The organism is Buchnera aphidicola (Uroleucon sonchi) (genome assembly GCF_011035165.1).
GTDB classification, from domain to species: domain Bacteria; phylum Pseudomonadota; class Gammaproteobacteria; order Enterobacterales; family Enterobacteriaceae; genus Buchnera; species Buchnera aphidicola_BE.
Map to the genome: position 1 here is coordinate 601,331 of NZ_CP047588.1, position 13,019 is coordinate 614,349.

At 24.4% G+C, this 13,019-nt stretch carries 11 protein-coding genes and 1 tRNA gene; 5 read left to right on the plus strand and 7 right to left on the minus strand.

Annotated elements, in window-relative coordinates; genetic code table 11:
* Positions 1-4 precede the first annotated feature (4 nt).
* From trxA to GUU85_RS02845, 5 genes are all read right to left on the minus strand, one after another.
* Complete coding sequence (gene trxA, locus GUU85_RS02825; protein ID WP_163119737.1) at positions 5-343, minus strand: thioredoxin; 339 nt, start codon at positions 341-343, stop codon at positions 5-7.
* Between the two features lie 165 nt (positions 344-508).
* Positions 509-2,518, minus strand: coding sequence for a UvrD-helicase domain-containing protein (locus GUU85_RS02830; protein ID WP_163119739.1), 2,010 nt, complete (start codon positions 2,516-2,518; stop codon positions 509-511).
* Positions 2,519-2,571: 53 nt separating this feature from the next.
* Complete coding sequence (ilvC, locus tag GUU85_RS02835) at positions 2,572-4,044, minus strand: ketol-acid reductoisomerase (protein ID WP_163119741.1); 1,473 nt, start codon at positions 4,042-4,044, stop codon at positions 2,572-2,574.
* Positions 4,045-4,075: 31 nt separating this feature from the next.
* Positions 4,076-5,929 carry a dihydroxy-acid dehydratase gene (ilvD, locus tag GUU85_RS02840; protein ID WP_163119742.1) on the minus strand — a complete coding sequence of 618 codons (1,854 nt, stop codon included), beginning with the start codon at positions 5,927-5,929 and terminating at the stop codon, positions 4,076-4,078.
* A gap of 247 nt (positions 5,930-6,176) precedes the next feature.
* Positions 6,177-6,249, minus strand: a tRNA-Trp gene (locus tag GUU85_RS02845).
* 167 nt (positions 6,250-6,416) lie between these two features.
* Here GUU85_RS02845 and GUU85_RS02850 point away from each other — a divergent pair.
* From GUU85_RS02850 to fdx, 5 genes are all read left to right on the plus strand, one after another.
* Complete coding sequence (locus GUU85_RS02850) at positions 6,417-7,631, plus strand: IscS subfamily cysteine desulfurase (protein ID WP_163119744.1); 1,215 nt, start codon at positions 6,417-6,419, stop codon at positions 7,629-7,631.
* Between the two features lie 27 nt (positions 7,632-7,658).
* Positions 7,659-8,045, plus strand: a complete 387-nt coding sequence (iscU, locus tag GUU85_RS02855) for a Fe-S cluster assembly scaffold IscU (protein WP_163119746.1) — start codon at positions 7,659-7,661, stop codon at positions 8,043-8,045.
* 80 nt (positions 8,046-8,125) lie between these two features.
* Entirely contained in the window at positions 8,126-8,647 is a 522-nt protein-coding gene (gene hscB, locus GUU85_RS02860) for a Fe-S protein assembly co-chaperone HscB (RefSeq protein ID WP_163119748.1), read from the plus strand.
* A 15-nt stretch (positions 8,648-8,662) separates the two neighbouring features.
* Complete coding sequence (gene hscA / locus GUU85_RS02865) at positions 8,663-10,489, plus strand: Fe-S protein assembly chaperone HscA (RefSeq protein WP_163119750.1); 1,827 nt, start codon at positions 8,663-8,665, stop codon at positions 10,487-10,489.
* Complete coding sequence (gene fdx, locus GUU85_RS02870; RefSeq protein WP_163119752.1) at positions 10,490-10,828, plus strand: ISC system 2Fe-2S type ferredoxin; 339 nt, start codon at positions 10,490-10,492, stop codon at positions 10,826-10,828.
* Here fdx and der read toward each other — a convergent pair.
* Together der and GUU85_RS02880 are read right to left on the minus strand one after the other, a co-directional pair.
* The gene (gene der, locus GUU85_RS02875) at positions 10,825-12,177 is read right to left on the minus strand and encodes a ribosome biogenesis GTPase Der (protein ID WP_163119754.1); all 1,353 of its coding nucleotides are present in this window, start codon (positions 12,175-12,177) and stop codon (positions 10,825-10,827) included. The genes fdx and der overlap by 4 nt on opposite strands.
* Positions 12,178-12,235: 58 nt before the next feature.
* Positions 12,236-12,829 carry a tetratricopeptide repeat protein gene (locus GUU85_RS02880; RefSeq protein ID WP_163119756.1) on the minus strand — a complete coding sequence of 198 codons (594 nt, stop codon included), beginning with the start codon at positions 12,827-12,829 and terminating at the stop codon, positions 12,236-12,238.
* Between the last annotated feature and the right edge of the window lie 190 nt (positions 12,830-13,019).

Sequence of the window (13,019 nt, forward strand, 5' to 3'; positions counted from 1 at the left end):
GACATTATGTTGTAGACATTTTTTTTATATGTTCATCTAAAAATTCTTTAAGTTGTATTTTAGAAATTGCACCAATTTTAGTAGCTAAAACTTCACTTTTATAAAATAACAATAGTGTAGGGATACTTCTAATTGAATATGTTGGAGCAATATTAGAATATTTTTCAATATTTACTTTTCCAATAGAAATACTGGAATACTCTATTGCTATTTCTTCTAAAATAGGAGCTAAAATTTTACAGGGATTACACCATGGAGCCCAAAAATCAACTAAAAAAAAATTTTTTGATTGTAAGACTTGTTCTGTAAAATTATGTTCCGTGAGTTCAATTATTGTATTCATATAAGTATTTTACTCGATAATAAAAAATTATTTGATTAATATAATTTACAATTTTATAATAAGAATTATATTCTATCATTGTTCATAACTTTTTTAAAACTAAATTTAAAAAATTTATTTATAATAATTTTATTTATTGATTTTATTTATTATGTTACATTATTTTTATTTTGCAATTATTTTTTTTAAATTCAATATTCTATATTTGCTCTTTTCTATTTGATCAATAGATGTATTTAAAACACATTTCTGATCCCATTTTAAATCTTCATGAGGTAATTCAAATAAAAATCTACTGGGCAACATATCCATTTTTTGTCCATATTTTTGATATGTTTGTGAGTAAGTAAAAAACAATTGTTTTTTTGCTCTTGTGATTCCAACATAGGTTAATCGTCTTTCTTCTTCTAGATTATTTTTATCAATACTTTTTTGATTTGGAAGAATTCCTTCACACATGCCTATAATAAACACTGAAGAAAATTCTAATCCTTTAGAAGCATGTAAAGTCATTAATTGCACTTGATTATTTTTTTTATCTTTTGTATTTTGATTTGTCAAGTCACGAATAGTCATTCGTTCAACAATTTGTGATAAATTCATAGGTTTTTCGAATATATTTCCTTCAATCATATTTTGAAACCATTTTGATAAAGTATGAATGTTATTTATGCTATTTTCAATTTTATTCGATTCTTTAAACGTTTTAAAGATCCATTTTTCATAATGAGTATCATTGATAATATAATCAATAATATTATATTCTTTTAAAAAAGATTTTTTAGTAAATTTTTTAATTTTTAAAATAAATTTTTTTATTTTGTTAATAGTATTTTGTGCTAAAAAACTATTAATTTCTAAATTTTCACTAACTTGAAAAAGGCTTTGTTTTGTTTCGTTGGCTTTGTCTTCTAATTTTTTTAGTGTAATTTTACCAATTTTACGTGAAGGAATATTTATAATTCGCATAAATGAATCGTTATCATTATTATTAATAATCAGTCGTAAATAACTCAATAGATATTTGATTTCAGGACGGAAAAAAAACGATGATTTTTCAGAAATATAGTATGGAATATTTTTTTTTATTAAAATTTTTTCAAGAATACGAGATTGATAATTATTTCTATATAAAATAGCATAATCTTCATATTTTGTATTATTTTTAATATTTTGTGTTATCATTGTTTCAACAATTTTTTCAGCTTCTTGTTCTTCATTTCTCCCTGTTAGAACCTTGATATAATTACCATACTGTAATTGAGAAAACAATTTTTTTTCTAAAAAATGGGTGTTATTGGCAATTAGACAATTAGCGATGTTTAGTATTCTTCCTGAAGATCGATAATTATGTTCCATTTTTATAATTTCTAAATTTGGAAAGTCTTGTATAAGCGAATTGATATTTTTTGGATTGGCGCCTCTCCAGGTATAAATAGATTGGTCATCATCTCCAACTAATGTAAAATTTTTATTAGATTGAGTCAGTATTTTAATTAATTCATATTGACTATTATTCGTGTCTTGATATTCATCAACTAATAAGTAAGTAATTTTTTTTTGCCAACGATTTTGTACAATTGTATTATTTTTTAATAATAGTGTAGGTATACAAATTAAATCATCAAAATCTAATATATTTGCTTCAGAAAGGTAATTATTATATTTTTCATAAACATATGCAAAAAAATTTTCTTCATGAGATAATGTTGATTTATATACTTGTTCAGGTGTTAAAAATTTATTTTTCCAATGCGAAATCATAAATATAATTTTTTTTAATGATTTTATATTATTTTTAATTTCTTGTTGACATATTTTTTTTATTAAATGCACCTGATCTTTTTCATCAAACAGAGTAAAATTACTTTTTAAATTTAATTCTTGAATTTCTTTTTTAATAATTTTTAATCCTAAAGAATGAAATGTAGAAACAATAATCTGATTGATCTTTAAATAATTTAAATGTTTTGATAAACGAACTCTCATTTCATCAGCAGCTTTATTAGTAAAAGTAATTGCTGCAATATTATGAGGTTGATATTGACCACAATTAATTAAGTAAATAATTTTATTAATAATAACTTTTGTTTTTCCAGATCCTGCCCCTGCTAATATTAAACAGGGACCATTTATATATTTAATAGCTCTTTTTTGTATAATATTTAAGCACATATAAAATAGTAAAGTTGATTTAATAAATATGTTGCAATAATTTTAAAAATTTTTTATTTTGCAACTGCAATTTCTTTCATTTTTGTCATATAACTTCTTAACTTACGTCCAACAATTTCTATAGGATGATTACGAATCATTTCATTAATTTGATATAATTCAATATTATTAATTTTTTCATTTAAAAATTCTGAACCAAGATCAGATGCATTAATTTTGGACATAAATGTTTTTAAAATTGGATACGCTGACGCAGAAAAAAGATAATTACCATATTCTGCAGTATCAGAAATTACTTTATTCATTTCATATAATTTTTTTCTTGCAATAGTATTAGCTATTAATGGTAGTTCATGCAAAGATTCATAATATGCTGATTCTTCAATAATACCTGAATTAAGCATGGTTTCAAAAGATAATTCAATTCCAGCTTTTAATATAGCAACCATTAATATACCATGATCATAATATTCTTGTTCTGGTATTTTTTTATTATATATAGGAGCTTGTTCAAATGCTGTATTTTTGGTTTCTTTTCTCCATTTTAATAATTTTGCATCATTATTTTTCCAATCTTTCATCATTTCACTAGAAAAGTCTCCTGAAATAATATCATTCATATGTTTTTGAAATAATGATGAGCATATTTCTTTAATTTCTTCAGAAAGTTGATAAGCTCGTATTTTAGATGCATTAGACAATCGATCCATCATTAAGGTGATACCACCATGTTTTAAAGATTCTGTGATAACTTCCCATCCATATTGTATTAGTTTGGATGAATATGCAGCATCGTATTTATTTGCAATTAATTTTTCATAACATAATAATGAAGCAGTTTGTAGCATACCGCATAAAATAGTTTGTTCTCCCATTAAATCTGATTTAACTTCAGCTACAAAAGATGATTCAAGTACTCCTGCTCGATGTGATCCAATAGAAAAAGCCCATGCTTTTGCGATATCTAAACCGATCTGATGGATATCATTTTCATTATGTACAGCAATTAATGTAGGTACACCAAAACCTCTTATGTATTCTTCTCGAACTTCAGTTCCAGGGCATTTAGGAGCTACCATGATAACAGTAATATCTTTTCTAATTTTTTCTCCAAATTCTACAATATTAAATCCATGTGAATAACCTAAACAAGAATTTTTTTTCATTAATTCTTGTAAAATTTTCACGACGTTATGATGTTCTTTATCAGGAGTTAAATTAATAACTAAATCAGCATTGGGTATTAATGATTCATAATCATCTACTTTAAAATTATTTTTTTTTGCATTAATCCAAGATTGATTTTTACTTAGAATACTATTTTTTTTTAGTGCAAAGGAAATGTTTAATCCAGCATCTCTCATATTCAGTCCTTGATTTAAACCTTGAGCTCCACAACCTACAATCACTATATTTTTATTTTTTAAAATATTATTTTTATTATTAAATTCTTGTTGATTCATAAAACGACATTGTTTTATTTGATTAATTTTTTGACTAAAATTTAATTTATTAAAATAATTCATTATTACAATTCCTATTGATCAAAGAATATATCTAAATATTAGATAACTTTTTGTAATCTCTTACAGCTCCTTTATCAGCACTAGTACAAAAAAAAGCATATGTTTTTAAAGCTGCAGATACGTATCTTTTCCGATTTTTTGGTTTATAAGCTAAACATCCGTGTAATTTTTCTTGGATCATACGATGAGATAATTCTTTTTTTGTCACATCTAAATGAATGGTTCTATTTAAAATATTAATATGAATTATATCGTTGTTTTTAACTAAAGCAATGACACCTTGATTTGCTGCTTCAGGTGAAATATGACCTATAGATAATCCCGATGTACCTCCTGAGAATCGACCATCAGTAATTAATGCGCATTTTTTTTCTAATTTCATAGATTTTAAATATGTAGTTGGATATAACATTTCCTGCATTCCTGGACCTCCTTTAGGTCCTTCATAACGAATAACAATTACATCTCCAGGAATTATCTCATTATTTAAAATAGCATTGACAGCATCTTCTTGGCTTTCATAAACTTTAGCAGTTCCTGAAAAAATATAATTACTTTTGTTTATTCCAGCTGTTTTGATAATACAACCATTTTTAGCTAAATTTCCATATAAAATTGCTAATCCTCCATCTTGACTATAAGCATAGTTACAAGATCGAATACAACCATTTTTACGATCATAATCTAAATTATCCCATCTAAAATCTTGAGAATATGGTTTAATTGTACGTACACCTCCTGGTCCAGCTTTAAACATATTAATTATATCAGAATTGTTTGTTGAAAAAATATCATATTGATTTAATATATCTTCTAAATTTAATTGTAAAATATGTTTTGTATTTTTATTTAATAAATTGGCATTATTTAATTCCTTTAAAATTGCCATTACTCCTCCTGCACGATGAACATCTTCAACATGATATTTCGTAGTACTTGGAGATACTTTACAAATATGAGGAATTTTTTTAGAGAGAACGTCAATATCTGACATTTTAAAATTTATTTTTGCTTCTTGAGCTGCCGCTAATAGATGCAAAATAGTATTCGTTGATCCTCCCATTGCAATATCTAACATCATTGCATTCTGAAAAGATGCTAGATTAGCAATATTTCTAGGTAAAACATTATCATTATCATTTTTATAATATTCTTCAGTGATTTTCACGATAATTTTTGCAGATTGAATAAATAAATTTTTACGATCAATATGAGTCGCTAATAGGGTTCCATTTCCTGGCAAAGACAAACCTAGCGCTTCCGTTAAACAATTCATAGAATTTGCTGTAAACATACCTGAACAAGAGCCACATGTAGGACAAGCAGACATTTCAATATTTTTAATTATATTACTTGATTCATATTTATTTCCTCCATGTATGATAGCATCAACTAAATCTACTTTGATTATTTGATCATTTTTTTTAATTTTCCCTGCTTCCATGGGTCCACCTGATACAAAAATTGATGGTATATTTAGTCTTAATGATGCCATAAGCATTCCTGGAGTTATTTTGTCACAATTGGAGATGCAAATCATTGCATCAGCACAATGAGCGTTAATAACATATTCTATTGAATCTGCAATCAATTCACGTGATGGCAAAGAATATAACATGCCTGAATGTCCCATAGCTATTCCATCATCGATTGCAATCGTATTAAATTCTTTTGCGACACCTCCACATTTTTGAATTTCATTAGAAATTAATTTTCCTACTTCTTGTAAATGAATATGGCCTGGAACAAATTGAGAAAATGAATTTACTATTGCAATAATTGGTTTTTTAAAATCTTCATCAGTCATGCCTGTTGCTCTCCATAATGATCTTGCTCCAGACATGTTTCTACCATGAGTAGTTTTAAAAGAACGGTATTGAATCATTTTAGAAGAACTCCAAAAAACAAGATAATCTTAAAAAAATATTTTATTTCAATTTATTATAATTATTTTTAAATTATAATCTTTTGAAAATTAATTAATTCGATATTATTGTTTTTAAATGAAAATAAAAAGAGGAATTATATTTTTGATATAATGAAAAATGTGATGTTAATATTTTTTAAATACATTTAATTCGTTTAAAAAAATTAAAATGATTATTAAAAATTTTTAATACGTGAGATTATTTCAGGGGCGGAAGGATTTGAACCTACAACTTTCGGTTTTGGAGACCGATGCTCTACCAATTGAACTACGCCCCTAATAATTTTAAAATTATTTAAAAATATTATATTCTGAATGTTAATAAAAGTCTAGTATCTTATTAAAGATATTTAAAAATAACAGATTTAAAGTAATTTTTAAATCTAATATTTTTATAAAATGATAGAATATAAATTTTAAATTTTATTAAAGGCAGATATTTTATATGAAACTTCCAGTATATTTAGATTATGCTGCAACTACTCCGGTAGAGTATCAAGTTGCAAAAAAAATGATGAATTACTTAACAATAGATGGAACATTTGGAAATGCTGCATCACGTTCTCATAAATTTGGTTGGCATGCTGAAGAAGCAGTAGATATTGCTCGTAATCAAATAGCAGAATTAATTTCAGCAGATGCTCGTGAAATTATTTTTACCTCTGGAGCTACAGAATCAAATAATTTAGCAATAAAAGGTATAGCTTTTTTTCATAAAAAAAAAGGTCAGCATATAATTACAAGTAAAACAGAGCACAAATCAGTTTTAGATTCTTGTAGATATCTTGAAAGTAAAGGATTCAATGTTACTTATTTAACACCAAAAAACAATGGTATTATTGATTTAAATGATTTAAAAAATAGTATTCAAAAAGATACTATACTTGTTTCTATAATGCATGTAAATAATGAAATTGGTATTATACAAGATATTAATAGCATCTCAAAAATTTGTAAAAATTACAATATTTTTTTTCATGTAGATGCAACTCAGAGTATAGGAAAAATTCCTATTAATTTAAATAAAATTAATATAGATTTAATGTCTTTTTCTGCTCATAAAGTTTATGGACCAAAAGGAATTGGAGGTTTGTATGTACGTCGTAAACCTCGTGTTCGATTATTACCTTTAATACATGGAGGAGGTCATGAGAGAGGTATGCGTTCAGGTACGCTTGCAGTACATCAAATTGTAGGGATGGGTGAAGCATTTATGCTAGCAAAGCAGAAAATACATGATGATTTTGTTTATACAATAAAATTAAGAAATTTACTTTGGAATGGTATTAAAAACATTGAAGAAGTATATTTAAATAGTGATTTACAGCAAGGAGTGCCACATATATTAAATGTAAGTTTTAATTATGTTGAAGGTGAATCATTAATTATGGCCCTTAAAGATTTAGCTATTTCTTCAGGATCAGCTTGCACATCTGCCAGTTTAGAACCTTCTTATGTATTAAAATCTTTAGGAATCAAAGATGAATTAGCTCATAGTTCTATTCGATTTTCAATAGGTCGATTTACAACACAAGAAGATATAATACATACAATTAAATTAGTACATAATTCTATTTATAAATTACGGGAACTTTCTCCTTTGTGGGAAATGTTTAAGTCAGGAGTTGATTTAAATAGTATAGAATGGGATCATAGTTAAATTTTATTAATATAAAGGTAAAATTATATGGCTTATAGTAAAAAAGTAATGGATCATTATGAAAATCCAAGAAATGTCGGTTCTTTTTCTAGTTCTGACGCTAATGTCGGTAGTGGTTTAGTTGGCGCTCCTGCTTGTGGTGATGTGATGAAATTGCAAATTAAAGTAAACAAAAAAGGTATTATAGAAGATGCGTGCTTTAAAACATATGGTTGTGGATCTGCTATAGCATCAAGCTCATTAGTTACAGAATGGGTAAAAGGTAAATCTATTATTGAAGCTGAATCAATTCGAAATACAACTATAGTAGAAGAATTAGAATTGCCACCAGTAAAAATTCATTGTTCTATTTTAGCCGAAGATGCAATTAAAGCTGCTATTGCTGATTACAAAAGTAAAAAATCTTTAAAATGATTATATTTAATTACATGTTGAAAGAATATTTTCTTTCAACATATGATTATTATAATAATATATTTTAATATAGGTGAAATATGGATTATTTTACATTATTTAATTTACCAAAAAAATTTGAAATTAATCAGAAATTATTATTTGACAATTTTTATGCATTACAATCAAAATTTCATCCTGATTTATTTATTAATTATACATCTTTAAAAAAAGAAATAATTTTAAAAAAATCAATAGAACTTAATTTAGGTTATAAAACATTAAAAGATTTTTTAAGTAGAGCAATGTATTTGCTTTCTTTATATGGATATAAAATAAATACAGAAAGCGTTTTATTAAATCAAAATCGTTTTTTAGTAAAATATTTTGCTTTATATGAAGAAATTGATAATTTAAAAAAAAATAGTTTTAATATAAAAAACTGGAATTGTGTTTTAGATAAAGTAGATAAAAAAATTATGTTTTGTAAAAAAAATATTGAACTGGAATTTAAAGAAGAGAATTATGAAAAAATTGTTATTATAATAGAAAAATTACTATTTTTAAAAAAAATAAAATTAAGTTTAAAAAAAGAACGTAATTTATTTTTAAGACAAAAATAATTAAGGTATGTGTATATGGTTTGTTTGAAAAAAAAACATGAAAAAAAATTATTATTAGGTATTGATCTTGGAACTACTTATTCATTAGTAGCTACAGTAATCAATAATAATGCAACGTTATTACTAGACGATAAAAAACGCTATTTATTACCATCTATTGTAAATTATAAAAAAAATTCCATTACAGTAGGTTGGGATGCGATAAAAGATACTGTTCAAGATCCTACTAATACTATCAGCTCTGTCAAGCGTTTACTTGGTCGTTCTTTAAGTTTTATTAAAAATAATTTTCCTATTTTACCATATTTAATTGAAGAAAATGAAAAAAAAGGTATTTTTTTTCGTACTGATTCAGGTTGTATTACTCCTGTTGATGTTTCTAGTGAGATATTAAAAAGTTTAAAAGAAAGAGCTATTTTTTTATTTAATCAAGAAATACATGCAAGTGTTATTACAGTTCCAGCGTATTTTAATGATATTCAAAAAAAAGAAACCCAAAGAGCAGCTATTTTAGCAAAAATAAATTTAATAAAATTATTAAATGAACCGACAGCGGCAGCGTTTGCATATAATTTACAGATACAGAAAAAAGAAATTATTTTTGTTTATGATTTAGGTGGTGGTACTTTTGATATTTCTATATTAAAGTTACATAAAGGAATGTTTGAAGTATTAGCATCTAGTGGTGATACTCATTTAGGTGGTGATGACTTTGATTATGTATTAGCAAATTATATTTATAAAAAGTCAAATTTATTAAATAAATACAATATTATTTTGCAATCTAAATTATTAAAAATTGCTAAATTAACAAAAATTAAATTAACAGAATACAAAAAAGTTAAAGTAAATTTTTTAAATTGGGAAGGATATATTACACGAGATGAATTTAATTCAATTATTTTATCTTTTGTACAAAAAACATTATTCATTTGTTCTGATCTTTTAGAAGAAATTAATTTATCTATTGAAAAAATAGCAGAAGTAATAATGGTAGGAGGATCAACTCGTGTTCCATTGGTACATGATCAAGTTGCTCATTTTTTTAAAAAAAAATTATTAAACGATATTAATCCAGATCAAGTTGTAGCAATTGGTGCAGCATTACATGCTAATATGTTGATTAATAATAATATTAAAAATAAAATAATTTTATTAGATGTTATACCTCTTTCATTAGGTATTGAAGTAATGGGAGGTTTTGTTGAAAAGATCATATTACGCAATACTACTCTTCCTGTTATAAAAACAAAAGAATTTACAACATATAAAGATAATCAAACATCTATTTTGATACACGTGGTTCAAGGTGAAAGAGAATTAGTAAAAGATTGTATTTCATTATCTCGTTTTGTTTTAAAAAATATCATACCTCAAAAAGCTGGTTTAGTTCGTATTTCTGTGACATTTCAAGTTAATACAGATGGATTAATTAATATTTCTGTTTTAGATAAAAATAGTAATCAAGAAAAAAAAGTACAAATTAATAATACTGTATTAACAAAAATTGATACTACCAAAATAATAAAAAATTCTTTAAAACATTTGAAAGATGATTATTACTTAAGAGTAAAAGAAGAAAAAAAAATGGAATCTTTACGTGTGTTAAATATTGTCAATAACGCTTTAATAAAGTATCAACATTCAATACCTTTTGAAGAATTGAAAAAAATAAAATTTTTTCAAGAAAAATTAAAAGAATCTATTGAAAAAGATGATTTTTTTGCTATTAAAGAAAATTTAAAAAAATTAGATGCAGCTAGTATAAATTTTTTTTCATTGCAATTAAAAAATACTATTCGTTGTTCATCTATCAAAAATATTTTAAAAGAGGATGTATAAATGCCTATTGTTTTATTTTTACCGCATAAAATTATTTTACCAACAGGTGCTAAATTGCAAGCAAATAAGGGAGAAACAATATTAAATGTTGCTTTAAGAAATAATATTAAATTAGAGCATGCATGTGAACAATCATGCGCATGCAGCACTTGTCATTGTATTATCAGAAAAGGGTTTGCATCTGTATTAGGTTGGTCTGAAAAAGAAGAAGATATTTTAGATAAAGCTTGGGGCCTCGAATCTGAAAGTCGTTTAAGCTGCCAAGCTATTATTGGAGATGTAGATATTGAAGTAGAAATTCCTTTATATAATTTAAATTATACTACAGAGAAATATTAGTTAGTATTTTTTTTTATATAAGGATTTACATTTTCTTTAAATTGTATTTGAATGGGAGCGCCTTTTATTCTTAAAATATTATAAAATAAATTCATTAAATATTTTTTATATGATGAAGATAAATATTTTACTCGATTACCATGTATAATAATTGTTAGTGGATTAGAACTTCCTAAATGGGCATATTTTAATTTTATTTGTTGTCCTTTTATCATTGGTGGTTGGTGTTTTTTAGTTGCCATATGCATAATTTTTGTTAATTTAGATGTACTAATTTTTATTTGAGATGCTTGGTATGATTCATAGATAGAATTAAATATTTCAAAAATTCCTTGATTATTTAAAGCAGATATAAAATGTATTCTTAAAAAATGAAAAAATTTAATTTGTTGCTCAATAATTTTGTGTATTTTTTTTTTCTCTATTGCATTTAATAAATCACATTTATTGATAATAATTATAATACCTTTTCCAGTATTAATAATAAAATTAGCTAATGATAAATCGCGATGACATATTTTAACATTTGCATCTATTATTAATAATACGACATTTGATTGTTCAATCGTTTGAAACGTCTTAATAATTGAAAATTTTTCAATAATATTAGTTCGACGTTTGTTTTTAGATACTCCTGCTGTATCAATTAAAAGATAATTTTTATTATTATACTTTATTTCTGTAGATATGCTGTCTCTTGTTGTGCCTGCTATATAAGACGTAATCATTCTTTTTTTATTTAAAATCTTATTAATTAGAGTAGATTTCCCTACATTTGGTTTACCAATAAAAGCTATTTTTATTGGTAATTTTTTTATTATTTCATTATTAAATTGTTGTTTTTGAAATGTTTTTTCTATCCATGGAATTAAATATTTATTCTTTAAAGTATCTATTCCTCGATTATGAATAGCAGAAATTTGCTGAATATTTTTAAATCCTAACATATAGAATTCATTTATATGCGGAATACTATTTGCTCCATCAATTTTATTAATAACTAAAATAGTTTTTTTATGATATTTTCTTATTTTTTTTGCAATATCATTTTCTTGAGGCATTAATCCAGCATGAGCGTCTACAATAAATAAAATTAAATTTGATTCTTGTATTGCTTTTAATGTTTGTTTGTATGCTTCTATTTCTATTTCATTTGATTGTATGTCAAATCCTGCTGTGTCAATCAAGATTGCTTTAGTATTGTATTTTAATACAATAGAACCATATTGCCTATCTCTGGTAATTCCTTGATGGTTAGATACTAATGCGTTTTTTGTTTTTGTTAATATGTTAAATATAGTAGATTTTCCAACATTCGTACGACCAATTAGTACAATCATAGGTATCATTTTAATTATATACTCTTGTTTAAAAATTATTTTTAAAAATATGATATTTTTGCATTTATTAATCTTCATCTTTTATATTATGTATTTTCATATTAATAATTTCTTTAGATGCATTAGAATTCTCTATTAATAACGCTTTTTCCCAAGATTTAATTGCGGCTTGTTTATTATTGATATTCATAAATGCATCACCTTTCATATTTTCAATAATATTATCCCAATTATGATTTTGAATTTCTTGAAGTATTTTAATTGCTTGTTGATTTTCATTTTGTTCTATTTTTATTTTTGCTGTATTTAACTTTAAAATAATGTTTAGATTTTCTTCTTGAGTATATTTGAGACTATTATTTAATACAATCAATGCTTCGTTTAATTTATTATACAAAATATATTGTTTTGACAAAAACAAAGCAGTTAAAGTTCCATAAATATTATGGTTTTCTATAATAAAATTTTCTGCTTTATTTAAACTTTGAATATTTTTTATATTGATATTTTTTATAATTTTTTCATATTTTATAGCAATAGGGTATTCTTTTTGATCGAGTTTTTTATTAGAAATAAATATTTTCCAACAAAATATTATTAGACCAATAATAAAAATAAAAGCAATAACTGAGGTAACATTTTTTTTTGATATATTCAACATTTTTCTCTCGATTAATTTTGATTTTTGTAATTTTATACAATAAATGCAAGTACGGTGTTTTATAAAAGAAATATTATATCTAATTTTGTACAAAATATTAACATATAAAAAAGTTATACACATGAAAAACACAAATTATACACAATTAATTCACATGATAACTTCTTTTATAATCAATGATAAAGAGCAC